This window comes from Brevibacillus sp. GCM10020057 (genome assembly GCF_042683565.1).
Classification (GTDB): Bacteria; Bacillota; Bacilli; order Brevibacillales; family Brevibacillaceae; genus Brevibacillus.
Genome location: NZ_JBHUJW010000043.1, coordinates 233,571 through 259,619, shown reverse-complemented (window position 1 = coordinate 259,619; position 26,049 = coordinate 233,571). Strand labels below are relative to the sequence as shown.

Sequence of the window (26,049 nt, the reverse complement as noted above, 5' to 3'; positions counted from 1 at the left end):
GAATCTCTCCCTATCTCGTGCTTCCGCGTTCCTCGATGGTTCCCGCCTTGTACATATCGCTGATCTGTTCCTGCGTCGTCGCCAGTCCATCCATGCTGTCGAGAGAGCCGTTCGTCTCGTCTGCCGCTGCTGCGGTCGGATGGAGTGCGCCCGTTTCCTCACGCTGGCGTTGTTCCATCAGGTACCGCCCTCCTTTTTGTATGATACCGGCTTAGTGTATACCAGAATCTCCCAGATTACCCGTCTGCGAACAAAGCTTTTCTTGATCGTTTCGCGTTGTCAGGTTCAGGCGTTAAATCGCGACAGCCTCGCTGCCCCCTGCCCGGCAGCACACTTCCCAGCTTTTTCCGTGAATCTTCTTCCGCTTTCAATCGTAATGAATGTATAATGAAAGGGCAGGTTGGACTTTTTGGACAGGCACCCTCCCGAAAACCACATACATAGGAGATCAGATCGATGGAACAAACGAATAGCGCGACGAAATGGAAAGTCGAATTGTTTGACTGGTTGAAATCGTTCTTGCTGATTGGCGGTTTGACCGTATTTATTTACGTATTTGTCATGGCACCTTACGTCGTCCAGGGTCGCTCCATGGAAAGCACCTTGCATGACCGCGAACGTGTCATTGTCAACAAAGCCATCTACTATGTCAAAAAACCGCAGCCAGGCGACATCGTCATCATCCACCCGGATGCGAGCGGGGACAACTGGATCAAGCGCGTCGTTGCTGTCGCCGGCGACACTGTGGAAGCCAAGGATGACCAGCTATACGTCAACGGACAGCCGCTGAAGGAAGATTACCTCGCCAGCAACAAACAAAAGGCAGCCGCTGCGGGCGTCACCTTGACGGAAGATTTCGGCCCGGTGACCGTACCGGCAGACAGCGTGTTTGTCATGGGAGACAACCGCAACAACAGCATGGATAGCCGCGTCATCGGCCCGGTAAAGCTGGATCATGTGGTAGGACGGGCTGAAGTGGTCTACTGGCCGCTCTCCGGCATTCGCCTCCCGCACTAACAGACTCCAGCCGCAACAAGTCAGGCAACCTGGCTGCGCCAATAGGCCAGGTCAGCCTTCGGACACAGGCGATGCCGCGCTTTCTCAACGGATACAATTCTTCATCATGCACAACAAAAGCCGCCCACGAAGAGCGGCTTTTGTTGTGCAGTCGGTTCGCTTGCCTTGCTATTGCTTTTGCGCAGACGCCGCATCCTGAAAGTAATCTTCCAGGGTAATGCCGCGGCTCATGATCTCTTCTGCGACGTCCTTGCCTACGTAGCGCAAATGCCACGGCTCGTAAGCATAGCCGGTCACGTCTTCCTTCCCCTTGATATAGCGGATGATAAACCCGAACTTCGCGCAGTTGGCCGCAATCCATCTTCCCTCCGGCGTGGCCGCGAAGGATTCTTCCAGTCTCGTCTCGGCGTCCGCCCCCGAAACGTCCATCGCCAGTCCCGTCTGATGCTCGCTCTTTCCGGGCACCGCGCTGTACATGGCTGCGTGCTCCGCTCCCTGGGTCTTCACGTACGTATCAAACAGCGACTTTTGCGTGCGATACGAGCGGTAGCCCGAGACGGCATACAGCTCGATCCCCTCCGCCTTGGCTGCGGCGAACAGCTTCTCGAGCGCCCCGGCAGCCTCTGCCCGCATCTGGCGTTTCTCGGCCTTTTCGTCGAAAGGAAACGGCACGTTCGGCTCTACGAGGTCGGGCGGGATGTAGTCTGCCGGCAGCGCCCGCTCCTTGTTTACTACCACGGTCAGTTCCGTCGGGTTGGTAACGGTCGGGACGCCGTCCACCATCTGTATGGTCTCCCCCAAGGAAGGCTGCTTCTTTTTCACGGCGGAGGCCTCAACGCCTCCCTGCGGTTGTTGCCCGCTGGCCTCTGCTTGCCCGGCTGCCGTTTCCCCTGCAGGGGCTGCGGAAGCCTCCGACTTGCTTGGCGACAGCAAACTTGTTAGCGAAGGTGCTTCACATCCGCCCAGAAGTGCTGCTGACAATAGTGCGACGATAGTCAGACCGGTAGTGCGATTATGATTCATGACCTGCCCTCCTGATTTCACAGACACATACGTTCTGCTCTACCTTACCATGGAGCCAGGCAGAATAAAAGGACAGATTGTCACGCTTTCCTGTTACGGCATGATAATCAGGTTGCTGACAACCGGGCGTTCCTTGCCGCCCGAAGGCTTGTTCAACAGCTTCCCGTTGTAATAAAACGCGCTGGAACCGCCGCCGTCCAGGTTGTACGCATCGACCACGTGGAACTCTTGCAGCTTTCTCTGCGCTTCTTCCAGCGTGACGCCGTTGCTCCAGCCCTGGCGTCGACCGTCGATGACGATCAAGAGCAGATCGCCGTTGTCGAAGTGGCCGATCAGCGTCCGCGGCTGGCGGGCGTTGGCCCACTCCCGGGGAATTGCCAGCCGCTTGCCGTCCTGCAGCAGCCGCGGCAGGAAGCTGGCGCCTTGCAGGATGCCTTGCTGCGAAATTTGCTGCTGCGTCGTGATCTTCGTCCCGACGAGATGGCCCTTGCTGTTGAAGCCGACGAAGCTAAGTTTCGAGTTGCTGGAGAACGTGCGGATTTTACCGTCCACGACCGTGATCCCGAGCGGAGTGACGTACCCGCTTTTGTCCGTCATGAAACCGCCCGCGTTAATCGCCAGGACGGCGCCCTTGCGCCTGCCCGCATGGCTCGTCGTCTCGCCCTTGCTTCTCACCGAATCGTTCGCCAGCACCATTTTCAACGCTTTCGGATCATTCAGGCGAACCTTTGCCATGTAGCCGCGATACCCGGCTTCCTCCAGCGAGTAGACCTTGACGGTGGAATTTTTCCCGAACGATTGGCCGATCGGATTCCCCAGCATGTTGGAGAGGATCGTGTCCAGCACGTCTGCCGATTTCTGCGTCTGCGATTTACTCGCCGCCAGCAGGTTGCCGATATGCTCGTTTTGCTTCTCGAACTCCTGCTTTTCCTTTTCCGACTTGTCGCGGATGTCGGCAATCAGCTCTTGCGCATCGCTGATTTTCTCTTTCGTCTCATCCAGTTTATCGCGCAGCGCATTCGCCTGCGCGCGGGTCTCCTGAACCGGAAGCTGCAATGCCTCCAACTGGAGCTTGTCCATGGGATCGGCGGAAGATACAGCCACCAAAAAGCCGAGCGCCGGCGCGAGGAGAAATGCAAAAAACCGGTTCACGTTACCAAGCACGAGCTGCGTCCTCCAGTTTTTTCAACGAAGCCTTCAGATCGACGAGCTGCTTGTTCAACTGGTCAATCCGATTCTGAAGGGCCTCCTTCGTCTTGTTGGTTCCGCCGATCGACTCTCCAGTCAATTGCAAATCTTCTTCCAAATTCGCCAAGCCGTCTTGTACGGTCTTCATTTCCTCATGTACTTGTGTCAGCTGTTCACCCAGGGCGAGCATTTGCTTCCGGTTTTCTTCCTGCACCTGTTCAAAGCGCTGATTGACGTATTGCTGCTGCTTGTCCAGCGTATGGACAGCAAAGACGTATCCCGCGTAGGCGAGTCCTGCCCAGACGACGGTCGTCAAGATCAGCGGCCACGGGGATTTTTTGCCTTCCGACCGGGCAGGTGCGAATGCCCGGAACAATCCGCGAAACAACCCGCTGCGCTTGCGCCTTCCCCCTTGCCCTCCCTTTGCGGGGAGCTGCAGCGTGGACGATGGGGTCGATTGAGCGGGAAAATATTTGTCGCTCATCGGCTAGCCCCCTCCTTTCTGTGACAAAGAGTGAGTTTTTATTATATCATAGAACATTTTTCGACTGGTCTTTTGCGAAATGTTGTGAAAAATTGCCAACAAATGAAAAACTCCCTGCGGTTAACCCGAGGAAGTTCGACGATTGGATATGGCTTCAACGGCTGGCGAGTCGCTGCAACTTCTCATCCAGCGTGCGAAACGCTTGCTGCAGGGCGGCTTTCGGGATTTTGCCGTAATTGTCGCCGACGCTCACTTCATAGTAGCTGCTCTGTTCATCAACGGCGCGGATGGCATGCGTGAGGCCGACACCCGTCTCCTCGTAAACGGACGTAAATACGGGCTCCAGCTGTTCTTTCGGGAAGGCGAGATGAACGTGAAACATGTTCGACACAGGCACGGCGGGTCGGGTTTTCACCCCGCTGCAGCCGTTATAGAGGCTCGCCAGCCCCCTCGCCTGTTCAAAATAGACCGGGAACCGATCCTTCCTGCGCTCGAAGTAGTAATCCGCACTGAGAATGTACGGGTACAGGCTGATCAGGTCGCCGCCGTGCCTGCGCTTCCACACGGTCGCTTCCTTCGCGAAATCTTCGTCTCCTGCGAGGATCGCGCCTGCCAGTCCCCCGATTCCTTTGTAGAAGGAGACGTATACGCTGTCAAACAGCGCGCACACCTCTGCGGCTGACTTCTGGTAGTACGGCAGCACCTCGAACAGGCGGGCACCGTCGAGCTGCAGCTTGACCCCCCTCTCCCGGCAGTAACGGGAGATCGCAACCAGCTCGTCAAATTCTGGCAGTTCGCCGCCGATCTCCCGCTGCGGCAGCTCCAGCAGCAGGCAGGCGACTTCGGTATCCATGCGCTGCACGTCCTCCAGCCGGATCAACCGGGTCTTGTCCGCGAGCAGGATCGGCTCGATCTGGTGCAGCACTTTCAACCCGTCCTCCTCGTGAATCTCCAGGTGGCAAAGCGGGTGGTACGCTACCTTTTTCAACGACTTGCGGTCACACCAGATGCGCAGGGCAATCTGCTGGGCCATCGTGCCGCTCGGAAAGAAGACGGCCTTTTCTTTTCCCAAATAGGCCGCCAGCTTGTTCTCGAAATCTTCGATGACGGCTCCCTTCCCGTACAAGTCGCTCTCCACGGTCCCTTCCAGCTCTGCCAGCGCTTGCTGCAAAACCTGAATCTGGCGCGGGCCGTGCCCGGGTACTTGATAGCTGCTCTTTTTGTAGGCTTCTGCCAGAAGCTGTGCTGCGTTCATCGTTTTTCCCCTTCCTGTCTTTCGCCGTTTTATGCGGCGGTTTTTATGCGGCTACCCTCCTTCCGCTGCTGCGGAGAGCGGCCCGTACACCCCTTCCCTTATGACTATACACCTTTCGGACAATTCGCACCTGTACAAAAGCGCAATTTGCGGGCGATTAGTCGCGCTGCTGTTTGCGGGAATTTTCGTTCAATAGCTGCGAAAAGCAGGCGATCTTGCCCCTTTTTTCCGGGCGGGGTATTTGTCCATAACCGCCACCCCTGCATTGAATATAATAAACCATGTCTTATGGGAGGTGTCTGCTTATGAGAAAGTCGAAGGCGGCCAGAAAAAAAGCGCGTCTATCCGCTGCCAAGGCAAGGCGGCGGACTGTCAGTCGTGCGAAAGGAGGCACGCATACGAAGGCGGCCAGGAGTGCGCGCGCTCCTCTGCGCGTCCATGTGCGCGCCCCGAAAGTCCACGTCACGACGCCGACGCCGCAGGTCACGGTTACGTCGCCTGCAGTCCAGGTCGAAGCCCCGGCAGTTAACGTTCAGGCCCCCGAGCCCATCGTCATCCCGGCTCCCATCGTGCAGGTCGAGGTCGAAGCGGAGGAAGGAGCAAATGAGATCAGCATGAAGGGACTGCGCCGGGAGCTTGGCAAATGCATGCGGGAAAACCAGACCGTCGAGCTGCTGCTCGCAGCGGAAGGGGGGGGAGAGGGCAGCAGGCGTTTCCGCACCGGCAGCGTCGTGCGCGTCGAGGAAGGAATCGTCGAGCTCAAAGGTTGTCCTGCTCAAGGTCAGGAAGCGTTTCGCATCCTCATCCCGCTCAATCAGATCGTTGCTCTGATCCGAAGCGTTCAGCCCGCTGCAAAGACAGCTTTGGGCGATGCCCAGCGGCAGGAGACCATCTCTTTGCATTGGGGCGGAGAAGCCGAAGAATCGGACGCCAAGCAGCTTGCGTCCGGTTAATCCTCTCTTGGCGTGGGGAGCGGGCAGCATCTGCTGGCATGCCGCCCCCTGCCAGGAACGACCGGCAGCCGTACGCATCGTGGACAAGCCCTCCCACGGCTGCTTGTCCGTTTTTGTCCCGAAAAGAAAATGCCTCGCTGCGTGGAGCCAGACAAGACATGAAGCATCTGCCCGCTTTTGCGGGCTATCGTCTCTGTACAGTTAAAGTTGGGGCGCGCGATTGTTCCATACGTCCAGGACTTCCCGCGCCACCCGTTCCCACGTAAACCTCTCCTCGGCGAGCTTCCGTCCTGCGCTGCCCATCCGCCTCTGGAGATCTTTGCTGGCGAGCAGCTTGCCCAGCTGGGTGGCAAAACACTGCGGATTTTCCGGTTCTTCCACGAGAAGGCCGTTGTCCCCGATGATAACCTCCGCATTGCCTCCCCGTTTGGTCGTCACAAAAGGAAGGCCTGCTGCCATTGCCTCGTAGTGCACTCTGGCCAAAGGCTCCTCCCATTGCGACGGACAGACGAAAATGTCTCCCGCACAAAACCATTGATGGATCTGCTCTGCGTTCACAAAGCCCGTCGTAATGACAGGAATGGGCGAACGATCGGCCAAGGCACGGACGTATGCTACATAGTCACTGATTTTATCGACGCCGTACCACGAGCCGCCTACGAGCACCAGCGCGATGTTGGAATACCGCTCATGCAGGTCGTTCATCGCCCTGACCAGAATGTCCGCGCCTTTCTTGGGGGTCAGCCTGCCGACGAACAGGATGACCTGCCTGTTGCCCAGATTATACATGGATCTAAGCTCCTGCCGGGCTTGTTGTGCTCTTTGCGACATCTCCCACGGGACGAATTTCTGCAGGTCGACGCCCGAGTAGATCGTCCGCAGCTTCCCTGCCGCTTCGGGATAGAGAGACTGAATCACCTGCCCCACGTAGTTGCTGATCGTAATGATCCGCTCCGTCTCGGCGATCGTTTTGACGGCAACCTCGGGACTGATTTTCCCCTGGTCAAACATATCGTTGTGCATGCTCAAGATGATGCGCGCATTCGGCAGCACCTCGCGGATGAGCGGCACCAATCTCGGACGGTTGAATACATGGACGACATCGTACGATTGAGTGCGCAGAAACTGCACGACTTGTTCGGCGTACGTCTCAAACACACCTTGTCCGTCCACTCTCACATAGCGCACATTGCGGACCCTTTCATCCATCGGGAGGGAAGGGTCTGTCGTTCCCAGCACAGTCAGATCGTGATGCTGACCGAGAAAATCGACGATGCCTGCAATATAGGTTTGAATGGCGCCGCCGCGGACGGGAGGGACGGGCAATTTTTCCGTACAGATCATGACTACCTTCATCCGAATTCTCCTTTCCTCGTACGGCTCAACGCACTTCCTTGGTCTTTACCCCTTTTTTCACCTTCAGTTTGCTGCCAGCCTGTTTGTTCATTTTTTTGCCAGGTGCTGGCACTTTCGTGTAGGAATGACTTTTTTTCGACTGAGCCGCGTTTTTCGTTTTATTGGCTGAAGCAGAAGCCCGGTTGGCGGAGTTTGCCGTCTTTTTTGCCGTTTTGACTGTATTTTCTTTTGCTTTGGCTTTTGGTTTCGCTCCAGCCTTCGCCTTGCCCGACGTTGCGGCATTCTTTTTCTTCAGCTCCTGCCCTTTCGGCTTCGCAGACACAACCGTTTTCTTCTTGCCTCTGTTGGCACCGACGCTTGCCTTTTTCTTCACGCGGATTCTTCTGCTGCGCTGGCCGGATTTGACGCCGCCAGAGCCATTCGGAATCAGTTCGATGATATTCGAGGTATATACCCTGCCTGGCGCAGCCTGTTTTGCTGCGGACGAAGAATCTTTGGCATCGACCGTTTCGGCAGGAATATTTTGGCGCGGCTGATCGCTGGACGGCGCTGCTTTGCTGCCGGATTTTGCTTTGGACTCGGATTTTGCTTTCGTGTCGCTTGCAGCTTCCTTTTTGGCGGTCTGTTTCGTCTTCTTCGCGACCTTGAAGGAGGCCGTTTTTTCGACCGGAGCAGGATCGGCGACGGCTTCTGCCAGCTGCTGCGGCTGCGGCTGCTGCTGCTGCGGCTGCAGTGCCCAGCTCCTTTGATCCCAGGTATTCGGCTCGGAGGGAACGCGCTGCGGAGCTGTAGCAGCGATCGGCTGCTCGTAATTGCCTGCCTTGTACTTGCCTTTCTCAGCAGCCAGCTCTGCCAATGCCTGCGCTTTGGTCTGATCCGCCGCTACGACGCGCTGCAGGATCGCCTCTGCTTCCGCATTCAGGAACGTGAGCGGATCGAAGAACATTTCCTTCAAATGCTTGTAAAATTCGTTCGGTACCGCCATGTCAATCAGCAGGACCTCATAAGATTCGGCATCCAGCGGGTTGGCCTGATGGTAGGCGTCGATCATCCCGCGCATCCACTGCAAATCCCACACGCCCATGTCGTCCATGGTGCTGGTAATCAGCTTGCGCAAATCGCGGAACGGCAGGTCATACGAAACACCGTCAAGGTCGATGACCCACAATCCGCCCGGGCCATTTTGCCCGTTCGACCAGCCGTAGTCCTGGTGGGCCAGCCCCCAGTACGGTTCCCCCATCGCTGCCATGCGCGGATAGGCGGACGCTTTCAACCGCTCCAGCGCCTCCATCGCTTGCCGTTCATACTGGTCGACCACAGCCAGTATCGCCGGACTGGCGACCGTATCTCGATAGGCTTTGGCCATTTCTCTCATCCAACCGATCTTTTTGGCAACCTTTTGGTAATAATTCGGCCAGCGATACAAGCGAGACGAGTTTTTGGCGCCAATGGGGGGAACATACCCCTTCGTATGCCTGTGGAATTCACCCAGTCCGTAACACAATTCCTGGGCGCCGGTCAAATCCACCTTGGTCGCCGGCGTGAGGGAGATCCAGTCCGTGACGATCCACAGCTTGCCGCCCATCTCCACAAAAAGCTTGCCGTCCTTTGCCGGAATCAACGCCGGAACGCGGGCACCTTGCCGCACCACATAATCTTGCAACCCCACGCTGAACAAGCTGCGTTCGGGATTGCGATGCAACAGTTTCAAGCTGCGCGGCCCCTTGTTGGTCTCGATTCGCCAGATGGCGCCGCCTTTGTCTGGCTTGGAAGTAATCAGGGTACGGGAAGTCACTGTCATGTCGTACTGCTTCATGACCTGTTCCGCGATCATGTCTACCTCAGGAGGCACTGTCAAATCCCAGTCCACAGGAACCGGCTCAGAACCAGTCCGGGTATCCCACGGTGTAATCAGATACTGTTCCATTCCATCCCCCCGCAGTACATATGGTGATTTCGTACGACTTCTTAAATAAACTATTCGGCCATTTTGGAACACGAAACGGACAAATATCCATGGCTGACTGCCAAATAAAAGCCTTCTGTCCCCGGACAGGGGTGGAAAAAGAAAAAAGATGCGTCCACGGACGCACCTGTTCGAGCCAGTCAAGCGCAGCGCCTGTTACTGGTCTTCTTCCTCTTCATCCTCATCCTCTGCTTCGTCTTCCCCGTCTTCCAAAACGGGCTCATTGTCCCCGACGAAAATCCACTTTTTCTTGGTTCCGTCCCTGTACTCAAGCTTGACTTCCACTTCTTCGATCCCTTCATCATCGCCGACCGTATCGCGCAAATACTTCAGCCATTTTCCTCCCATGCCACGCACCTCCCCGGTAGAATGGTATCACTAGCAGGTCGTCAGCGATTTTACCGTTGACTTCCCAATACTATATGACAGGAGGCGAATGGCGGTATGTGCATTTGTCTCACCTGTTCCACTTTTTACACCCATCTTTCGCCCTTCGCCGGGGCGGGAACCGTTACATAAATGGCAGGAGACTGGACAAACTTTCATCGAAGCCTGTCACCTTTCACCATCGGGAAGGAAGTGAAGTTTGCTCATGCACCAGCTGGTTGCAAGGCTGCCCGCGCGTTTCTCCCTGTGGAAGCTGCTGGGGATCAGCCTCCTGTTGCTGCTAACATCTCCCCTTATTGCTGCAGACGCTGTCTCCGACCATCCGTATCACTTCGGCTTCAAAAAAAGCAAGAATGGACAGCTCCCCTCCATCAACGAGGAAGGCTTCAAAAACATTGTTGAGCGCCACGGGGCAGTCTTTTTGGGCGACACGACGAAAAAAGAGCTGTATCTGACTTTCGACAACGGGTACGAAAACGGCTACACGGCTGCCATTCTCGACACGCTCCGTGCGCGCAAAGTGCCGGCGATTTTCTTCGTCACCGGACATTATGTAAAGGATCAGCCTGAACTGCTGAAACGAATGGTCAGTGAAGGGCACCTCATCGGAAATCACTCCTGGAGCCATCCCGACATGACCGCCATCCCCAATGAAAAAGTGAAGGAAGAGCTGACGAAAGTACAGGCGGCCGTGGCCGAGATTACGGGTCAAAAGGAAATGCGCTACTTGCGCCCGCCGCGCGGCATTTTCAGCGACCGGACGCTGGCGGTATCCAAAGAGCTGGGCTACACCAACGTGTTCTGGTCACTCGCCTACAAGGACTGGGACACGAAGGTGCAGCGCGGCTGGAAATACGCCTACGACAACGTCATGGGGCAATTGCACCCGGGTGCCGTCATCCTGCTTCATTCTGTCTCCAGGGACAACGCCGATGCCCTTGGCGCAATCATCGACGACGCGCGCAAGCAAGGCTATGAATTCAAGTCGCTGGACCAGCTCCCGCCGCGTTGATCCAAAGAAAAACTCCCGCCGTGCACGCGTTAACGCAGCGGGAGTTTTTCGCAAGGGCCCTTTACTCGCGGTCGAGCAAGGATGCCCCAGCGATGCCAGGGTGAGTCATTTCAAACGGATCGAGAATCAGGTCCAGTTCTTCTTCGGTGAGCACATTGTATTGCAGGCACAGCTCGCGTACGGATTTGCCGGTCAAAATCGCTTCGCGGGCAATCCGTGCCGCTGTTTCATAGCCCAGATGCGGGTTTACCGCTGTGATGACGCCGACGCTTTTCTCGACGTACTCTTTCATGCGCTCGCGGTTCGCTTCGATGCCGGACAGGCAATACTGGGTAAAGGCGCGGAACGCATTGTCCATGATGCTGATCGATTGCAGCAGGTTGAACACGAGCACAGGCTCCATCACGTTCAGCTCCAGCTGTCCGGCTTCGGAAGCGAGGCAGATCGTGTGGTCGTTGCCGATGACCTGGAAGGCCACCTGGTTGATGACCTCTGCCATGACCGGATTGACTTTCCCCGGCATGATCGAGGAACCAGGCTGGCGGGCAGGCAAGGAAATTTCCCCAAGCCCTGCGCGCGGACCGGATGCCATCAGACGCAGGTCGTTGGCGATTTTGGACATGTTCATCATGCACACTTTCAATGCGGCGGATACTTCGGTGTACGCATCCGTATTTTGCGTCGCATCGACGAGGTGGTCCGCTCCAACCAGCGGGAAGCCCGTGATCTCTGCCAGCTGCTTCACGACCGCCGTGATGTAGCGCGGATCGGCGTTCAGGCCGGTACCGACGGCCGTCGCCCCCATGTTCACTTCGTACAGGTGCTGGCGGGATTGCTTGATCCGCTTGATGTCGCGCTCCAGCACGCGGCGGTAGGCTTCAAACTCTTGTCCGAGGCGGATCGGAACCGCATCCTGCAGATGGGTCCGCCCCATTTTGATGACATCGTCAAATTCCTGCGCTTTTTGCCCGAAGACATCGTGCATGTTCTCCATCGTCTTCAGCAGTTTTTCCAGCAAATCCAGCGTCGCGATGTGGATCGCAGTCGGGAACGCGTCATTGGTAGACTGGGACATATTTACATGGGTGTTGGGGCTGAGGTGGAAGTAGTCTCCCTTTTTCTCGCCCAAAATTTCCAACCCGCGATTGGCAATCACTTCATTGGCATTCATGTTAATCGACGTGCCCGCCCCGCCCTGGATCGGGTCAACGATGAACTGATCATGCCATTTTCCGTCGATGATCTCTTGTGCTGCTGCAACGATGGCGTTGCCCAGGCGCGGATTGAGCCGGGATACTTCCATGTTGGCAATTGCCGCTGCCTTTTTCACCATCGCCATCGCGACGATCAAAGACGAGTGGAGGCGGTAACCGGTGATCGGAAAGTTTTCCATGGCACGCATAGTTTGGACGCCGTAGTAGGCGTTTGCAGGAATTTCCTTTTCACCGAGAAAATCCTTCTCAATTCGATATGTTTGTTCTCCCATTCCTTTTCGACCAGCTTTCTGCAATTAGTAGGTAATGCTCCTTCACATTCTATCACAGATTTGCCTGCGTGAACGCTTTCATTAGGAACACTCTCGTCGTTTTCACGTCCTACTTATGTGAGAACGTTTCCTGCAACCACGACAGAAAAGAGGGATTTCATGAAAAAAGCCTGTTTTCTCCTGCTGACTGTTTTCCTGCTCCAAGGCTGCACGGGCAGCGGGCAAGGCAATCCCGCCGTGCCGGCAAATCAGGAAAAGCCGCCCGCCTCCGCCCCGGAAAATCCGCAGCCACCCTCGTCCCGGCAGCCGCCGATCGCCGCAGAGCCTTCCGCTCCGCCCGAACAGCAGCCTACGGCCGAAAAGGCTCCGCCGGAATACGCCAACGACATTTTTCAAAAGGTGACCGTGCGCAAAACCGGTCCGGATACATTTGAGGTCAAGGGGCAGGCACGAGTGTTTGAGGCCGTTGTAAGCTACGTCGTCGAGGACGGGCACAACGAGCTCGCTCGCGGCTCCATTCAGGCTTCTGCGGGAGCGCCCGCCTGGGGTGACTTCTCCCGGACGATTCAGGTGAAAAAAGCGCAGCAAAACAGCACGCTCACGCTGATCCTGTTCGAGACCAGCCCCAAGGACGGGAGCAGGCGCATGGAGCTGATCATACCGCTGCCCGAGCATTGAATGTTTGCGGTGGTCTTCTTCCCTTGGCGTCAACAAGCGGATCAGCGGCGGTTTTCCATCCCGATTTTGTGCGGTTACAACGCCCCGCCGCGAAGCTGCGCCGTCGTGCACGCGAGAAAGCGGCGGGCTGCCGGTGACATGTGCTCCATGGAAGGAACAGCGATGCCGAGTGTCCGGTAGTGCCCGCCCTCAAGCGGAATGGTGCGGATATTCGCAGGCAGGCGGAACAGGACCATTTCCGGCAAAATGCTGACGCCAAGACCGCTTTGCACCATGGCGATAATGGCGTGGTCGTCTCCTACTTCGTACTTGACGCGAGGGGTAATCCGGTATTGCCTGAAAATGCGCTGGATGTCGTTGTCGCACCCGGGCTTTGGAATGATAAACGTCTCCTGCTGCAAGTCGCTTACGCTGACCGCCTGCTGCCTGCACAGCGGATGCTCCTGCGGAACGATCAGCAGCATGCGATCCTGATGCAGCGGCACGACCTCCAGCGCCTCTGCTGTCGGCAGGGAGACGAAGCCCAAATCGACGGCTCCAGTGGCAATCCAGTTTTCGATGTCGTCGTAGTAGCCTTCCATCAGCTTGACCTCGATGGCTGGATACTGGTCCTGAAACTGCTTGAGGATGCCCGGAAGCCACTGCGTGGACACGCTGGTGAATGTCCCGATGCGCACGGTTCCCACTTCGATCCCGTTGATTGCCGACACCTCCTGCATCATTTGATCCCGCCAGCGCAGCATCTCCCGCATGTATTTGAGCAGACGCTCCCCGTTGCTCGTCAGACTGACTCCGGAACGGCCCCTGGTCAAGATGGAAAAGCCGTATTCCCGCTCCAGACTGGCGATCGCATGGCTGATCGCGGATTGCGTCAGCCCGAGCACTTCTCCCGCTCTCGTCAGGCTGCCCGTCTCGATGGCAGTAATGACCACTTCAAATTTGCTGAGGCTCATCGGCCAGTCCCCTTTCCATCAATCCCGTTCATGCAAACAATGATAAACATTCATTTTTCTTATTTATAAGATACGCTTATACTTTACTCGACACAATATCCGGATCAGACCATCCTGCCCGGCGCTAGGGGGAAGTATGACCATGAAGCCTCAACTCAAAGCCGATCTCGCCATGCTGCTCGTCACTCTTTTCTGGGGGTCGTCCTATCTGTTCATGCAGATGGGGCTCACCGACCTTTCGACCTTCAATCTGATCGGGCTGCGCTTCGGGATCGCCTTCGTCATCGCGGCTTGTATCTTTTATCGGCGGCTCCTGCAGACGACGCGCAAAACACTCGGGCACGCCCTGATCCTGGGCGCGATCCTGTTCGTCGTCTTTGCCACCGTCACGGAAGGCGTAAAAACGACGACCGCCTCGCAGGCAGGCTTTCTCGTCAGTCTCACGGTGATCTTCGTGCCGCTGCTGTCCATCCTGCTGAAGCACAAGCCGCAGACGCGCGTGTTTTTCGGTGCGGGGCTCGCTGTCGTCGGAATCGCCTTGCTTACGCTCAACGAAAGCTTGCGGATCAGCATGGGCGACGCTCTCTGCATCGCCACCGCCCTGTTCTACGCGACGCACATCATCGTCACGGGGAGGCTGGCACCGCAGTCGGACGCCATCGCGCTCGGCGTCTGTCAGCTCGGCTTTGCGGCTGCCTTTGGCTTTGTCTCTTCCCTTTTCTTCGAGTCGCCCCGGCTGCCCCATACGCCAAAGGCATGGCTGGCCGTCCTCGTACTCAGCGTCCTGTGCAGCGCGATCGGCTTCGTCGTACAGACCGTGGCACAGAAGTACACATCGCCAACGCACACCGGCCTGATTTTTTCCCTGGAGCCTGTGTTTGCCGCCCTGTTTGCCTTTTTGCTAAGCGGCGAGACGCTCAGTATCCGCGGCTATATCGGCGCCGCCCTTGTGCTGCTTAGCGTGCTCATCGCCGAAATTGACTTCGCCCGGTGGTTCCGCGGCAAAAAGCAGCAAGCCTCCCCGCTCCCGGAAAGGAACATGCCTCTGTAGACCAAAGCGCTCCCTCTCTTTCATGGCCGCGCTTAGAAACACGAAAAGAGAGCAGCCCGCCTGGCGCTCTCTTTTCCTTGTTTTCCTCACCTGTTTAACGGGAATAGACGACTTCTCCGCCGATGACGGTCATGACCGTCTTGGTCGACAGCAGCTCGTCCGGCTCGATTGTGAACAGATCGCAGGAGTAGACGGTCAGATCCGCGAATTTTCCCCGGGTCAATGTGCCTTTCAGATGGTCTTCCCCCGTGACTGTCGCACCCCCGAGCGTGAACAGGCGAATGGCTTCCTGCATCGTCAGTTTTTCGTGCGGGAGGTAGCCGCCGTGCGTCTCGCCCGGCGCTTTTCGCGTGACGGCCGCGTGCATGCCAAGAAGCGGATCGATCGGCTCGACCGGTGTGTCCGACCCGGCTGCGCAGATGATCCCCCGCTCCAGCATCGTCTTCCAGATGTACGAATACTTTATGCGTTCCTCCCCTACCCGCTCGATCACCCACGGAAAGTCTCCTGCCAAAAAGCGCGGCTGAATATCGGCGATGCGGTGCGGATGCGCCAGGCGGTCCAGCAGGTCCGGACGCAAAATCTGGGTGTGGATGAGACGGTCGCGATACGCGGCTGGGGCAAACTGGTCCAGGCTGTCCAGCACCATCTCCAGCGCCTTGTCCCCGATCGTGTGCGCGGCGATTGGCATTTGCAGTTCGCGCGCCTGCCGCACCAGCTCCGTCAACGCCTCCTGCTCATGCACCGGATAGCCGCTCGTCGCGGGGTCATCCGCATACGGGACAGACAAGTACGCCGTCCGCCGCCCCAGCGCTCCGTCCGCGAAAATTTTCACCGCCCCGATGTTTACATGATGATTCCCGTACCCGGCATACATCTGCAAATCGCGCAGCTCGTGCATGTGCGGATAGTACACCAGCAGGTTGCAGCGCAGCCCCAGCTGCTCGCCATTGATCAGCTCGTCGTAGAGCCGGTACGTCTGGGCAAGCCCGTTCAGTTCGCGGCAGTCCTCCGTATGCGCACCGGTCAGGCCGTGGGAGAGCGCGTACCGGATGGAGCTGCGCAGCGCCTTTTTCAACGCTTCGTACCCCGGCTTGGGAATGTGCGGCTTGATCAGCGCGGATGCGTTCTCCAGCAGCATGCCTGTCGGTTTGCCCGTCGCCGGATCGCGCACAATCACGCCGCCAGCCGGAACCGCCATGTCGGGACGGTAGCCCGCCAGCTCGAGCGCCCGGCTGTTGACCAGGTTCGCATGGCCGCAAATGCGGGAGAGCATGAGCGGGCAATGCGGGGCCACCTGATCCAGCTCCTCGATGGTCGGTATCCCGCCGCCTTCCGCAAACAGGTTTTCGTCCCAGCCGAAGCCCTCGATCCATTCATCCGGGGCGGTCTGCTGTGCCCTTTGCCTGATCAGGGAGAGCATCTCGTCCTTGGAAGCGGCCTTTGTCAGATCCAGCTGCAAAAACGCCAGGCCCAGCCAGCCAAGGTGAAGATGACTGTCTATCAGGCCCGGCGTAGCGGTCCTGCCCTCCAGGTCGACGATCCGCGCATCTTTGCCCCAGTGAAGGAGCATGTCGTCCGCAGCGCCGAGATCGTGCACCCGTCCGTCCCTTGCGACGACTGCCTGCACAAAGGGCTTCTGCGGATCGCCAGTGTAAATCCGCCCGTTGGTAAAAATGGTAGTGGTCATGTCACCGCTCCTTTGTTTTGCTGTACTCCTCTCCCTTTATTTGGGTAACGGACAACCCGATTCCTTCTGCCCCTCCATGATTTTTCTGATAGCCGCAAAACAGTCGCGCGGAAAATCGTGACTGCCAGTCTATTCCCTGTCCCAAACGGGCACGTTATGTACGGGGCCGCTCACAAATTCCACGGGAGGGGGCAGACATATGCACCAAAAGACGAAATCCGGGTTCCCCGCCATCCTGAAAACGTTCAGAGAGACCCTTCCTGCCGAGCATCGCATCGCGGGAAAGCAGCCGGCCCGCAGAAAGGGAGAGCTCGACAGCCAGGCCCGGCTGCTGCTCATCGTCAACGTCCTGTTTATCACGGCGGGCGCCTTGTCAGGGACGTTCGTCAACGTTTATTTATGGAAGGTCAAAAGCCAGTTCGCCCCGATCGCCTGGTTTACCTTGGCGAATCATCTGGCGGGCGCGCTCACGTTTTGGCTGGCTGGCGCCTGGGTCAAGCGCTACAACAAAATGAACGCGCTGCGCTCGGGCATGGCGGTCTCCGCCCTCTTTTACCTGCTCGTGCTCATCCTTGGGAGCAAGGTCGTCATGTACGCAGCTCTGCTCGGGGTGGTGCAAGGGATGGCCGCCGGCTTTTTCTGGCTCGCCTTTAACGTCGTTTACTTTGAAATTACGGAGCCGGACAACCGGGATCTGTTCAACGGCTGGGCAGGGCTGCTCACATCCGGGGGCGGCATGCTCGCCCCGTGGGTCTCCGGCCAGCTCATCTCGCGGCTGACCGATGCCAAAGGCTATCCCCTGATCTTTACGCTCTCCCTCGCCTTGTTCGTCATCGGCGTCGTCGTCAGCTTTTTCCTGAAAAAGCGGCAGTCCGAAGGGGTCTACTCGTGGACGTTCGCTGCGCGCGCCTTGCGCGAGGATACCGATTGGCGCTGGGCGTTCGCCGCTCTGGCGGGCCAGGGGCTGCGGGAAGGAGTGTTCGGCTTCATCATCGGGCTGCTCGTCTACATCGCCACGAAGAGCGAGATGACGCTCGGCAACTACTGGCTGATTACTTCCGCAGTCGGTCTCGTCAGCTCTTACCTCGTGGGAAAATGGCTCAAACCCCGCTACCGCAAGTGGGGCATGCTTCTCGGAGCATTGGCCATCATCGCCGCCATCATTCCTTTCTTTTGGCAAGTGAGCTATATTACGCTCCTCGTGTTCGGCGTAGCAGTCGGCCTGTTTTACCCGCTCTATTCTTTCCCGATCATCTCGACCGTCTTCGATCTCATCGGGTCCAGTGAGGAGGGCGCCCGCAACCGGGTCGAGTACGTCGTGCTGCGGGAATTCGGTCTCGACGCAGGGCGCATGCTGGGCATTCTCATCTTCCTCGCAGTGACGTCGTTCGGCACCTCTGTCGCCACCTTGAACTGGCTCATTCTCGCCATCGGCATGGGGCCGCTGGTCGCGTGGTTCTGCATGCGGCGACTGTTTTCCCGGGTGGTGCCGGCCGGGGCCAAAAACGAGTGACGCTTCCCCCGTTCGCGGCAGACAACCGCGGCGCATGTTCGTGGCGCGCGAACCAGGCAGCGGATTACCCGGACGGGAAGCGCGTCGATAGCGGCGTCAACTGATTCGCCGCAAAAGCAAGCCCGCCTCGGCACCCGGCGCCTGGCGGGCATTTTTTCTGACTGGCTGGACGCGGCTTGGCTGGAAACATCGTCCCGCAGCCCCGGTTTGACAGGTAGTGCGGCTCGCTTTTGCGAAAGGCCAGCCGATCTTTGCACTTTCCATATAGTCAACATATTGACTAACTCCCCGCCTCCCTTTACTATAGTCCGTATCTTCATCCCAGCAAAAAAGGAGATCAGCCCTCGTGGATGGTAAAGTACGCATCATCTTGAACCTGCTGCGTCTGTCCGCCCAGTTGCACCGGCTGGGGCTGCAACTTGTGGAAGGGACCGGCCTGTCCAGCGTCCAGCAGTGGCAGCTGCTCGGCATCATTGATCGGAATGAAGGCATAACCTTGCGCGAGTTGAGCGAGGAAACGCTCGTCACCAAGCAAAACATGACCGGTCTCATCGAGCGCATGCGAAAGGGCGGATGGATTACGACGTGGAATGATGTGCAAGACAGGCGCGTGACACGGGTGCGCATTACCCAGCAAGGAAAAGACACGCTCAAACGGATGCAGCCGCGGACGGCGGCGAGCAACGCCCGAACCTTTCAAGACTTTCAGGAGGAGGAGCTTGCCATGCTGGACGAGATGCTCGACAGGCTGTCCCGTACCGTGCGCGTACAAGTAATGGAACAGATCGAAAGGAGCAAAAAACAAAAATGACTGCCTATCAGCGAAAAATTACAGTGGCGCTGATGATCGCTACGTTTTTGTCGGCCATTGAAGCGACGATTGTCAGTACCGCCATGCCGACGATTGTAAACAAACTCGGAGGGCTGGAGCTCATCAGCTGGGTATACGCCGTCTATCTGCTGACTTCCGCAGTGACGACTCCCATTTTCGGGAAAATCGCCGACCTGTTCGGGCGAAAGAACGTATTTTTATGGGGATGCGCCCTCTTTCTGGTCGGTTCCATGCTCTGCGGCCTGTCCCAAAGCATGGAGCAGTTGATCTTGTTCCGCGCCATCCAAGGAATCGGGGCGGGAGCTGTCGTTCCGATCACCTTCACGATCATCGGAGATATTTTCACTTTTGAGGAACGGGCGCGCGTGCAGGGTCTGTTCGCCTCCATCTGGGGAATCGCAGGTATTTTCGGCCCGCTTGTGGGCGGCTTCTTCGTCGATTACGTAAGCTGGCACTGGATCTTTTTCATTAATGTGCCGTTCGGCCTGCTCTCCGTCTGGCTGATCGTGAAAAACTTGCACGAAAAGCTGGAAAAGCGGGAGCGTAAAATCGACTACGGCGGGGCGGTCACCTTTACAATCGGGACGACAGCCTTGCTCTACGCCCTCTTGACAGGCGGCAATGAGTACGCCTGGAATTCGCCCGTGATCTACTCGCTGCTGATCGTGACCGTCGTCTTCCTCGTGGTGTTTTTCGCCATTCAGAGGCGCCATCCGGAGCCGATGCTGCCGATCCAGTTGTTCCACATTCGCGAGGTGTCTGTGCCGAACCTGATCTCCTTTCTGGCGAGCGCCATCCTCATCGGAATCACCGCCTATCTCCCGTTGTGGATTCAGGGCGTCCTGCAAAAAGGCGCGATCTACTCGGGGCTGATCCTGATGCCCATGTCCATTGGCTGGCCGATCGGTGCCACGCTGGGAGGACGACTGCTCGTACGTTACGGTGCCAGACCCATTTCGCTGCTCGGCATTCTCTTTCTCGTGCTCGGCACCTTTTGCCTGTCCCTGATCACGATGACGACACCGCCCTGGCTCATTTTCGGCATCGTCTTCGTGCTCGGGCTCGGCTTCGGTTTGTCGATCACCATTTTTACGATCGTGGTCCAATCTGCGGTCGACTGGAACCTGCGCGGGGTCGCAACCTCGTCCAACACGTTTGTGCGGACGCTCGGGCAGACGTTGGGGGTCTCCGTGATGGGAACGTTTCTAAACCAGCACATCGGCAGCCACGCAGACTCGGGAGCGCAAGTCCCTCCTGCCACGCTCGCAGCCGGGATTCATCAAAACTTCCTGATTGTCGCGGCTCTCGCGCTCGTCTGCCTTATCATCGCCTTCTGGCTTCCGAAGAAAAATCCGCAACCCGATCACGGTAAGGCTTGATGCCTGCACAGGACAAAACGGCTCTTTCGCCACATCGGCTTCTTTCCTGTCCGGTCGTACCGCCGATTATTTGTCCTGTGCCTCGCTTTTTTCGTCGTTCACTTCTTCTGCCCGTCCCCCTGTCGCGTCCTCTTCCGGCTCACTTAGCCACGGAAACAGCGTCCCTTTCTGCAGCGCCTCTGCCAGCGTGAACTGGTTGATGTACGGATCGGGCGGACACGGTTTTACCGGCGCGATCGGGGGCGTCTGCTTCCTTTGGGCTGTCCGCCGCTGCGGGGGCCAAGCTCCCCAGCCGTACCGCCCCCAGCCACCCTGCATCCAGTAAAGGGGCGGATGGTACGGCATCCCTCCATGATAGCCGAATGGCATGGACTGGCAGGGCAGAGGGGGGCGGGTCAGCTTGCCGGGCAGCACGTGCCGCTGCTGCTCTCCCGGCTGGTGCGGTGACCACCTGTTCACACGTCGTCCTCCTTCATCGCCTTTCTCTGTCGCTGTTCTTCTTCCATGATAAACAGTGCCTCGCGGAATCGCTGGGAGTGGACAATCTCTCTGCCGCGCAAATATTTCAACACCTGGCTCACGTCCGGATCATCGGTGAGGTTGATCAGCCATTGATACGTCGCCCGCGCCTTTTCCTCCGCCGCGATGTTGTCGGCGAGGTCTGCGATCGGGTCGCCCTTGGCCTGAATGTAAGCGGCCGTCCACGGCACGCCATTCGCATCGGTGTAGAACAAGGCCCGGTCATGATCCGCGTAATGCGCCCCTAGCCCGGCCTCTCTCATCTGCGCGGGAGTGGCGTCCTTCACCAGCTTGTATACCAGCGTCGCGATGACCTCCATATGCCCCAGCTCCTCCGTCCCGATGTCGGTCAACAGCGCCTTGACCCGTTTGTTCGGCATCGTGTAGCGCTGGTTCAGATAGCGCAGCGCGGAGGATAGCTCTCCGTCCGGTCCGCCGTACTGCGTGATGAGAAATTTCGCCAGCTGCAGATCGGGCTTGCTCACCCGTACCGGGATTTCCAATGCTTTTTCGTAAATCCACATGCCTGATGCCACCTATCCTCAATACTCGATTTCCCAGGGCCACGGCGTTTGATGCCATGTCCAGCGATCGGGGGACGCGGAGTTTCCGTACTGCAGCAACGGTCCGCGTCCCTTTTCGTATGCCTGCCGCAGCTCTGCCAGCTGGGCGGACAACGCTTTGTACTGCCATGCGGCACGCTGATCGTCCGGATTCATGTCCAAATACAGCTGCAGCTCCACGAGCGCAAACTGGACCTCCTGCAATCGCCGCAGCGTTCGGCCATCTCCCATCGGCTGTCGCCTCCTTCTGGTTGCTTGCCTTTACCTGTCCGGGCGCATGCACCGCCACACTGACAATGCCCTGCTATCACCGTATGCACATAGGCATACGGCGGTCCCAGGTTTCAAGGCAACTGCGGAAAAAGCGCTGCCCCGACGCAACGCGCCGCCTGGCTCCCTTTCCGGACAGAGCCGGAAATACCGCGTCTTCGCCTCGCCTTGCTGCCATGCGGGCAAACAAAAAAGCCTCCCCTGTCAGGAAGCAATGTCTTCCTGCCGGAAAGGCTGTGCTCGTTTCTCGTTTCGTTTACGGGGCCGTTACCTTTTCTTTCGGCTTGGTAACGATGTGATGACCGAGCGGCAAGCCGCGTTGCTCCAGCTCGGCTGCAGTCACGATATGGAGGGTCTCGCTCTTGCAGGGCATTGGCATCAGACCGCCGAACGGGCTCATCACCCTGCCAATGGTATCTGTCTCGATGAGTACGTACAGGCCTTTTTCCTCCAGTTGTTGAATAAAGTCACCCCAGCTCTTGGAAGTAATCTGATCCGCATGCTTTGTGAACATGACTCCCATTTCTCTTGCTAACATTTCCAGTCCCCTTTGTCCTATCCCACATATATCTGCTTCAAAAAGATATCCTAACAATACAGGGAAACCTTTCGTTCTGGCAAAATCCAGGGAAGCCAAAAAAACGCGAAAAACGGTTGTTTTTGACCGCTTTTCGTTTCCGCAAACGCGCCTCATCGCCATGCGTGCCATTTGATCATGCAGACGCGCTTTTTTGCCGCTTGCGCATTGGCAAGAGGCCCAAGTTTGTCGATTTTTTGAATGATCTGCTCAAAAGCCCGTCGGCAACTCTGCCTGCAGCAAGCGCGCAAACGCAATCCAGTGGATCTCGCCGTCCGTGCGCAGCTTGATCCGCCGCTTCTCCTGATCGATGTGGACGACGTGGGCAGACAGGCGGCGCGGCTCGTGGCCGTCGTAGTAGGTCAGCGTCAGGCCGCTGCCCGTCTGGTACGCCTGCCACACCCGCTCGCTCAACTCTCCCAGCTGATCCAAATCCAGCTGGGGCGGCACGTAGCGGCGCTCCTCCTCCTTGATCCGCGCGTACCACTCCCGGTGCTCGGGAAGTACGAACCGGCTGGAAGCAAACAGGTTATCCTTCTTCGACACACGCGTCTCTCTCATGATATCCTCTCTCCTCGCTGATGTTGTGCGACCCACTTGCCGACCAGCTCCTGACACTCGGCCCGCAAGATTTCGATGGAGTAACACGCCTCGCGCAAATACCCGCGCTGCCGGTATTGCACGACGTAGACATGCCCCTGCCGCCGGTAGCTGACCACCACGCATCCCCGCTGGCGCAGCAGGCGACGCAGCTGATGATGCTGCCGCTCCGCCCAGCGGGACAGCTCCAGCAGCACCCAGTCAAACACAGCCTGGTAGGACAGCTTGAGCGGCACGTTTCGGACCTTCCCCCAGTCGACCATGACCACGCGAAACAGGATGCCAAACAGGACGTACAGACGCATCAGCTCCTGCTCCCCTTCGCCCGTCCACTCCTGCTGCCCGCTCACTTGTAGTGCCCCCCGATCTTGCGGGCACGCTCTTTCGCCTGGCCTGACTGCTGCAGGGAGGCGGCCCGCAGGATCGCGTCCTGACCGTAGCGGTTGCGGATGTCATCCATGGCACGGGCGAGCGAGCGGCGCTTGTGCTGGTCGGCGAACAGGCTAAGCTGCAGGACATTGTCCGGCACGAGCTGACCCAGCGTGACGCCGATGCTGCGCACGGGCGTCTGCTGCCAATGCCGGTCGAACAGACAGCAAGCCGCTTCGTACAGCGTCATCGCGTCGTTGGTCTGCTCCGCCAGCTTCATTTGCCTGCCAAAGCCAGTCGCCGCATCCAGATCCGCTCCCCGGCAGCCGACAGACAGCACCGAGCCCATCAGTTCCTTGCTCCGCGCCCGGCGGCATACCTCTTCGCACAGCTCCAGCAGCACGACCTTGACCTCCGCCGCCGTATGATAGTCCCGCGGCAGCGTCATATGGTGGCCGATCCCTTTTTGCGTATCGTACGCCTGGAGCGAGACGGGCGAATCGTCTATTCCGCGTGCGGTACGCCACAGCACCTCGCCGTTCACTCCGAAACGGCGGGCGAGCACGGCTGGTTCCATTTCCGCCAGCTGCCGGATCTGGTACACCCCCATGCGGTGAAAGTGGCGCTTCATCCGCGAGCCCACCCCGAACAGCTTCTCGATCGGCAGCTTCCAGAGCGTGTCGGCCAGCTCTTCCCGTTTGAGCCAGAAATAGCCCTCCGGCCGCTTCTTGGCGAAGTTGTCGCAGGCCATTTTGGCCAAAACCTTGTTCTCCCCGATCCCAACCCGGCAGTTGATCCCGGTCTCCAGCCAGACGCGCCGCCGGATCTGCTCCGCCATCTGCAGCACGTCGCCAAACAGGTGCACGCTCCCGGTCACGTCGAGAAACTGTTCGTCGATCGAGTACGGCTCGACTTTGTCTGTAAACGATTCAAAAATGCGGGTGATTTGCATCGAGATGCGAATGTACATCTCCATCCGCGGGCGGACCACCACGAGGCTGCGGCACTTTTGCTGCGCCTGCCACAAGGCTTCTGCCGTGACCACGCCGTACGATTTGGCAATCGGACATGCTGCCAGGACCACCCCGCTGCGCCGCTGCGGATCTCCCGCCACGACGATCGGCTGATTCCGCAGCTGCGGATTGGCCGCCTTCTCGATGCTGGCATAAAAGCTCTGCATATCGACCAAAAAAACGATCCGTTTGTTCGCATTGGCCATATCGACATCCCCTAAATAAGAACTGGTGTTCTCATATGAACTTCATTTCTAGTATAGCAAACAAACGTTCGCTTTTATACCTTCTCCCGCGAAATTTTTCCGGTAACTCTTTCCAAATTCCGTCTCCCGCATCAAGGCGCCAGCTCCCGCTTTGGCTTCTCCTGCATGCGCAAAGCGCCGCTGGCGATAAAAGCGGCCAGCGCAGCGACAAAGCAGACAGCCGTAAAGACGGCCACAGCGAAAAAACCGCGAAACGCCGCGTAAAGCAGACCGGCGATCCACGATCCGAGAGTCGTGGCAGCGTACATGACGGAATTGGCCAGGCTCGAAATCGTGCCGCGTATCGCCGGGTTCAACGAAGTCAACAGCCCCATCATGAGCGGAAAAAGGATTCCCAGCAAGGTGAAGATAAGAAAATACGCGCCTGCCACCACGGAAACAGACGGCAGGTACGGAAGGACGACAAAGCAACACGCCAGAAAAACCAGGCCCGCGAGCATCGCACGAAAACGGCTGATGGCAGAAAGCACATAAGCGCTGGTCATGCTTCCCAGCAAGTTTCCCAGTCCGAGAAACATCATCACGTACCCTACCTGCCCAATCGACAGGTGAAAGCGGTCCGTCATCCACTTTCCGATAAAAGCGAAGGCTGCAAAATTCCCCAGTTGAAACAGGAAGTACGCCAGGAAAGCTCCCCGCGCCACGCAATTCGTCCACAGCGGGAGGTACCGCTTCCAGAGAGGGCCCATCTCGCCATGACCGGGATTCGGCCGCATGTCAGGCATGGCAAAAAAGATCGCAATCGCCAGCAGCAGCGAGCATGCGCCGATGACAAAAAACGGATACGACCAGTGGACGGACGCCAGCAGGCTTCCGATTGGCACACCAAAAGCCTGGGAGACGGCCAGGCCGGCTGCCGCGATGCCCATTGCCTTGGCAATTTTGGGGACCGGAAACAGCGCGGGAATGGTCGCCCAGACCTGCGGCGAGACAAAAGCTGCGCAGATGCCGGCCAAAAAGCGGTACAGAAACATCGACCAAAAGCCTGTGGCAGTGCCGCACAAAATCGTCGCGACGGAAAAGCCCAGCATGCCGAAGAGCATCACTGTCTTTCTGTTCCAGCCATCGGAAAGCGGTCCCGCAATCAGCGCAAAGACGGCATAGCCCAGCGCATAGGCGCCCACCATCCAGCCAGAGAGTTCAGTAGAAATATGAAACAAGCCTTGCAGTGCAGGGAGCAGCGGCGCAATCAAAAAGGTATCCGTGCCGATGACGAACATGATCGAAAAAAACAGGGCAAGGAAGGCATTCATCTGAATCACTTCTCCAATCGTCGTTAGTTTTGTTGTTCAACAATTATTGAACTATAGAACAAAAAAAAGATTTCTTTCTACAGCGTATCCAGAAATCCGGGCAAATACGTATCGAAGGTCTCCAAATTGAGCTTCATATACTTCGTCTGGGCTTCTTTCCGTACTTGAATCAGCTTCGCCTCGCGCAACGTGCGGAAGTGGTAGGACGTATTCGACTTCGAGATCTCGCAAAGCTGTCCAACCTCCCCGCAGTTCATCTCCTTTCCGTTGGCATACAGCGTTCGGATGATCTCTAGTCTGGTTTCATCCGCCAGCGCTTTAAAAATTTTTATCCGTTGTTCCGTATCCAATGCTTTTTGTGTAGTCATAAAACCATTGTACTAAACAATCGCTGAA

Annotated in this window: 28 protein-coding genes; 8 read left to right on the top strand and 20 right to left on the bottom strand. The window is 57.6% G+C overall.

The features are described from left to right. Positions 1-10: 10 nt before the first annotated feature. Positions 11-178 (bottom strand): DUF4025 domain-containing protein, encoded by a 168-nt coding sequence (locus ACFSO0_RS14895; RefSeq protein WP_376881561.1) that lies wholly within the window; start codon positions 176-178, stop codon positions 11-13. A 278-nt stretch (positions 179-456) separates the two neighbouring features. On the opposite strand from ACFSO0_RS14895, the gene lepB reads away from it, so the two are divergent. After that, a complete protein-coding gene (lepB, locus tag ACFSO0_RS14890; RefSeq protein WP_376881560.1) occupies positions 457-1,017 on the top strand; it encodes a signal peptidase I in 561 nt (186 codons plus the stop codon). Positions 1,018-1,185: 168 nt separating this feature from the next. Here lepB and ACFSO0_RS14885 read toward each other — a convergent pair whose 3' ends face one another. The 4 genes from ACFSO0_RS14885 to ACFSO0_RS14870 all read right to left on the bottom strand — a co-directional run bounded on the left by ACFSO0_RS14885 (position 1,186) and on the right by ACFSO0_RS14870 (position 4,967). Beyond that, positions 1,186-2,040 carry a M15 family metallopeptidase gene (locus ACFSO0_RS14885; protein ID WP_376881558.1) on the bottom strand — a complete coding sequence of 285 codons (855 nt, stop codon included), beginning with the start codon at positions 2,038-2,040 and terminating at the stop codon, positions 1,186-1,188. 93 nt (positions 2,041-2,133) lie between these two features. Beyond that, entirely contained in the window at positions 2,134-3,204 is a 1,071-nt protein-coding gene (locus ACFSO0_RS14880) for a phosphodiester glycosidase family protein (protein WP_376881557.1), read from the bottom strand. Continuing rightward, positions 3,194-3,712, bottom strand: coding sequence for a hypothetical protein (locus ACFSO0_RS14875; RefSeq protein ID WP_376881556.1), 519 nt, complete (start codon positions 3,710-3,712; stop codon positions 3,194-3,196). The genes ACFSO0_RS14880 and ACFSO0_RS14875 overlap by 11 nt, the downstream gene beginning before the upstream one ends. Positions 3,713-3,866: 154 nt before the next feature. Then, entirely contained in the window at positions 3,867-4,967 is a 1,101-nt protein-coding gene (locus ACFSO0_RS14870) for a threonine aldolase family protein (RefSeq protein WP_376881554.1), read from the bottom strand. Between the two features lie 305 nt (positions 4,968-5,272). On the opposite strand from ACFSO0_RS14870, the gene ACFSO0_RS14865 reads away from it, so the two are divergent. Continuing rightward, a complete protein-coding gene (locus ACFSO0_RS14865) occupies positions 5,273-5,920 on the top strand; it encodes a hypothetical protein (protein WP_376881553.1) in 648 nt (215 codons plus the stop codon). 201 nt (positions 5,921-6,121) lie between these two features. Here ACFSO0_RS14865 and ACFSO0_RS14860 read toward each other — a convergent pair whose 3' ends face one another. From ACFSO0_RS14860 to ACFSO0_RS14850, 3 genes are all read right to left on the bottom strand, one after another. Further along, positions 6,122-7,276 carry a glycosyltransferase family 4 protein gene (locus tag ACFSO0_RS14860; RefSeq protein ID WP_376881552.1) on the bottom strand — a complete coding sequence of 385 codons (1,155 nt, stop codon included), beginning with the start codon at positions 7,274-7,276 and terminating at the stop codon, positions 6,122-6,124. Positions 7,277-7,301: 25 nt separating this feature from the next. After that, positions 7,302-9,203 (bottom strand): CotS family spore coat protein, encoded by a 1,902-nt coding sequence (locus ACFSO0_RS14855; protein WP_376881550.1) that lies wholly within the window; start codon positions 9,201-9,203, stop codon positions 7,302-7,304. A 195-nt stretch (positions 9,204-9,398) separates the two neighbouring features. Then, on the bottom strand, positions 9,399-9,590 hold the full coding sequence (locus ACFSO0_RS14850; protein WP_376881549.1) for a hypothetical protein: 192 nt from the start codon (positions 9,588-9,590) through the stop codon (positions 9,399-9,401). A 244-nt stretch (positions 9,591-9,834) separates the two neighbouring features. Between ACFSO0_RS14850 and pdaA the strand changes: the two genes are divergently transcribed. Continuing rightward, on the top strand, positions 9,835-10,641 hold the full coding sequence (gene pdaA / locus ACFSO0_RS14845) for a delta-lactam-biosynthetic de-N-acetylase (protein WP_376881548.1): 807 nt from the start codon (positions 9,835-9,837) through the stop codon (positions 10,639-10,641). A 61-nt stretch (positions 10,642-10,702) separates the two neighbouring features. Here pdaA and aspA read toward each other — a convergent pair whose 3' ends face one another. Beyond that, on the bottom strand, positions 10,703-12,127 hold the full coding sequence (aspA, locus tag ACFSO0_RS14840; protein WP_376881547.1) for an aspartate ammonia-lyase: 1,425 nt from the start codon (positions 12,125-12,127) through the stop codon (positions 10,703-10,705). Between the two features lie 159 nt (positions 12,128-12,286). On the opposite strand from aspA, the gene ACFSO0_RS14835 reads away from it, so the two are divergent. Continuing rightward, on the top strand, positions 12,287-12,805 hold the full coding sequence (locus ACFSO0_RS14835) for a Gmad2 immunoglobulin-like domain-containing protein (protein WP_376881545.1): 519 nt from the start codon (positions 12,287-12,289) through the stop codon (positions 12,803-12,805). A gap of 74 nt (positions 12,806-12,879) precedes the next feature. Here ACFSO0_RS14835 and ACFSO0_RS14830 read toward each other — a convergent pair whose 3' ends face one another. Continuing rightward, complete coding sequence (locus ACFSO0_RS14830) at positions 12,880-13,758, bottom strand: LysR substrate-binding domain-containing protein (RefSeq protein WP_376881543.1); 879 nt, start codon at positions 13,756-13,758, stop codon at positions 12,880-12,882. Between the two features lie 142 nt (positions 13,759-13,900). On the opposite strand from ACFSO0_RS14830, the gene ACFSO0_RS14825 reads away from it, so the two are divergent. Beyond that, positions 13,901-14,809, top strand: a complete 909-nt coding sequence (locus ACFSO0_RS14825; protein ID WP_376881541.1) for a DMT family transporter — start codon at positions 13,901-13,903, stop codon at positions 14,807-14,809. A 94-nt stretch (positions 14,810-14,903) separates the two neighbouring features. On the opposite strand, the gene ACFSO0_RS14820 is transcribed toward ACFSO0_RS14825, so the two are convergent. Further along, positions 14,904-16,499: an amidohydrolase gene (locus ACFSO0_RS14820; RefSeq protein ID WP_376881540.1), complete on the bottom strand. Its 1,596-nt coding sequence runs from the start codon at positions 16,497-16,499 to the stop codon at positions 14,904-14,906. 199 nt (positions 16,500-16,698) lie between these two features. On the opposite strand from ACFSO0_RS14820, the gene ACFSO0_RS14815 reads away from it, so the two are divergent. The 3 genes from ACFSO0_RS14815 to ACFSO0_RS14805 all read left to right on the top strand — a co-directional run bounded on the left by ACFSO0_RS14815 (position 16,699) and on the right by ACFSO0_RS14805 (position 20,223). Beyond that, entirely contained in the window at positions 16,699-18,012 is a 1,314-nt protein-coding gene (locus tag ACFSO0_RS14815; protein ID WP_376881538.1) for an MFS transporter, read from the top strand. 346 nt (positions 18,013-18,358) lie between these two features. After that, positions 18,359-18,823 carry a MarR family winged helix-turn-helix transcriptional regulator gene (locus ACFSO0_RS14810; RefSeq protein ID WP_376881536.1) on the top strand — a complete coding sequence of 155 codons (465 nt, stop codon included), beginning with the start codon at positions 18,359-18,361 and terminating at the stop codon, positions 18,821-18,823. Next, complete coding sequence (locus tag ACFSO0_RS14805) at positions 18,820-20,223, top strand: MDR family MFS transporter (protein WP_376881534.1); 1,404 nt, start codon at positions 18,820-18,822, stop codon at positions 20,221-20,223. Before ACFSO0_RS14810 ends, ACFSO0_RS14805 begins: the two co-directional genes overlap by 4 nt. 66 nt (positions 20,224-20,289) lie before the next feature. Here ACFSO0_RS14805 and ACFSO0_RS14800 read toward each other — a convergent pair whose 3' ends face one another. The 9 genes from ACFSO0_RS14800 to ACFSO0_RS14760 all read right to left on the bottom strand — a co-directional run bounded on the left by ACFSO0_RS14800 (position 20,290) and on the right by ACFSO0_RS14760 (position 26,021). Continuing rightward, the gene (locus ACFSO0_RS14800; RefSeq protein ID WP_376881532.1) at positions 20,290-20,682 is read right to left on the bottom strand and encodes a spore coat associated protein CotJA; all 393 of its coding nucleotides are present in this window, start codon (positions 20,680-20,682) and stop codon (positions 20,290-20,292) included. Continuing rightward, positions 20,679-21,266 carry a manganese catalase family protein gene (locus ACFSO0_RS14795; protein WP_376881531.1) on the bottom strand — a complete coding sequence of 196 codons (588 nt, stop codon included), beginning with the start codon at positions 21,264-21,266 and terminating at the stop codon, positions 20,679-20,681. Before ACFSO0_RS14795 ends, ACFSO0_RS14800 begins: the two co-directional genes overlap by 4 nt. Positions 21,267-21,284: 18 nt before the next feature. After that, entirely contained in the window at positions 21,285-21,536 is a 252-nt protein-coding gene (locus tag ACFSO0_RS14790; RefSeq protein ID WP_376881529.1) for a spore coat protein CotJB, read from the bottom strand. Positions 21,537-21,831: 295 nt separating this feature from the next. Beyond that, entirely contained in the window at positions 21,832-22,113 is a 282-nt protein-coding gene (locus ACFSO0_RS14785; RefSeq protein WP_376881528.1) for a hypothetical protein, read from the bottom strand. A 249-nt stretch (positions 22,114-22,362) separates the two neighbouring features. Next, positions 22,363-22,713, bottom strand: coding sequence for a YolD-like family protein (locus ACFSO0_RS14780; RefSeq protein WP_376881527.1), 351 nt, complete (start codon positions 22,711-22,713; stop codon positions 22,363-22,365). Continuing rightward, positions 22,710-23,102: a YhjD family protein gene (locus ACFSO0_RS14775; protein ID WP_376881526.1), complete on the bottom strand. Its 393-nt coding sequence runs from the start codon at positions 23,100-23,102 to the stop codon at positions 22,710-22,712. Before ACFSO0_RS14775 ends, ACFSO0_RS14780 begins: the two co-directional genes overlap by 4 nt. Next, positions 23,099-24,340 (bottom strand): DNA polymerase IV, encoded by a 1,242-nt coding sequence (gene dinB, locus ACFSO0_RS14770; protein WP_376881525.1) that lies wholly within the window; start codon positions 24,338-24,340, stop codon positions 23,099-23,101. The genes ACFSO0_RS14775 and dinB overlap by 4 nt, the downstream gene beginning before the upstream one ends. A 131-nt stretch (positions 24,341-24,471) precedes the next feature. Further along, entirely contained in the window at positions 24,472-25,653 is a 1,182-nt protein-coding gene (locus ACFSO0_RS14765) for an MFS transporter (RefSeq protein ID WP_376881523.1), read from the bottom strand. Between the two features lie 77 nt (positions 25,654-25,730). Beyond that, a complete protein-coding gene (locus tag ACFSO0_RS14760; RefSeq protein ID WP_376881521.1) occupies positions 25,731-26,021 on the bottom strand; it encodes an ArsR/SmtB family transcription factor in 291 nt (96 codons plus the stop codon). Positions 26,022-26,049 lie beyond the last annotated feature (28 nt).

Coding starts and splice junctions, on each gene's coding strand:
- ACFSO0_RS14895 (WP_376881561.1), bottom strand. CDS start 178: ATGGAACAACGCCAGCGTGAGGAAACGGGCGCACTCCATCCGACCGCA.
- lepB (WP_376881560.1), top strand. CDS start 457: ATGGAACAAACGAATAGCGCGACGAAATGGAAAGTCGAATTGTTTGAC.
- ACFSO0_RS14885 (WP_376881558.1), bottom strand. CDS start 2,040: ATGAATCATAATCGCACTACCGGTCTGACTATCGTCGCACTATTGTCA.
- ACFSO0_RS14875 (WP_376881556.1), bottom strand. CDS start 3,712: ATGAGCGACAAATATTTTCCCGCTCAATCGACCCCATCGTCCACGCTG.
- ACFSO0_RS14870 (WP_376881554.1), bottom strand. CDS start 4,967: ATGAACGCAGCACAGCTTCTGGCAGAAGCCTACAAAAAGAGCAGCTAT.
- ACFSO0_RS14865 (WP_376881553.1), top strand. CDS start 5,273: ATGAGAAAGTCGAAGGCGGCCAGAAAAAAAGCGCGTCTATCCGCTGCC.
- ACFSO0_RS14860 (WP_376881552.1), bottom strand. CDS start 7,276: ATGAAGGTAGTCATGATCTGTACGGAAAAATTGCCCGTCCCTCCCGTC.
- ACFSO0_RS14855 (WP_376881550.1), bottom strand. CDS start 9,203: ATGGAACAGTATCTGATTACACCGTGGGATACCCGGACTGGTTCTGAG.
- ACFSO0_RS14850 (WP_376881549.1), bottom strand. CDS start 9,590: ATGGGAGGAAAATGGCTGAAGTATTTGCGCGATACGGTCGGCGATGAT.
- pdaA (WP_376881548.1), top strand. CDS start 9,835: ATGCACCAGCTGGTTGCAAGGCTGCCCGCGCGTTTCTCCCTGTGGAAG.
- aspA (WP_376881547.1), bottom strand. CDS start 12,127: ATGGGAGAACAAACATATCGAATTGAGAAGGATTTTCTCGGTGAAAAG.
- ACFSO0_RS14835 (WP_376881545.1), top strand. CDS start 12,287: ATGAAAAAAGCCTGTTTTCTCCTGCTGACTGTTTTCCTGCTCCAAGGC.
- ACFSO0_RS14830 (WP_376881543.1), bottom strand. CDS start 13,758: ATGAGCCTCAGCAAATTTGAAGTGGTCATTACTGCCATCGAGACGGGC.
- ACFSO0_RS14825 (WP_376881541.1), top strand. CDS start 13,901: ATGAAGCCTCAACTCAAAGCCGATCTCGCCATGCTGCTCGTCACTCTT.
- ACFSO0_RS14820 (WP_376881540.1), bottom strand. CDS start 16,499: ATGACCACTACCATTTTTACCAACGGGCGGATTTACACTGGCGATCCG.
- ACFSO0_RS14815 (WP_376881538.1), top strand. CDS start 16,699: ATGCACCAAAAGACGAAATCCGGGTTCCCCGCCATCCTGAAAACGTTC.
- ACFSO0_RS14805 (WP_376881534.1), top strand. CDS start 18,820: ATGACTGCCTATCAGCGAAAAATTACAGTGGCGCTGATGATCGCTACG.
- ACFSO0_RS14795 (WP_376881531.1), bottom strand. CDS start 21,266: ATGTGGATTTACGAAAAAGCATTGGAAATCCCGGTACGGGTGAGCAAG.
- ACFSO0_RS14790 (WP_376881529.1), bottom strand. CDS start 21,536: ATGGGAGATGGCCGAACGCTGCGGCGATTGCAGGAGGTCCAGTTTGCG.
- ACFSO0_RS14785 (WP_376881528.1), bottom strand. CDS start 22,113: ATGTTAGCAAGAGAAATGGGAGTCATGTTCACAAAGCATGCGGATCAG.
- ACFSO0_RS14780 (WP_376881527.1), bottom strand. CDS start 22,713: ATGAGAGAGACGCGTGTGTCGAAGAAGGATAACCTGTTTGCTTCCAGC.
- dinB (WP_376881525.1), bottom strand. CDS start 24,340: ATGGCCAATGCGAACAAACGGATCGTTTTTTTGGTCGATATGCAGAGC.
- ACFSO0_RS14765 (WP_376881523.1), bottom strand. CDS start 25,653: ATGAATGCCTTCCTTGCCCTGTTTTTTTCGATCATGTTCGTCATCGGC.
- ACFSO0_RS14760 (WP_376881521.1), bottom strand. CDS start 26,021: ATGACTACACAAAAAGCATTGGATACGGAACAACGGATAAAAATTTTT.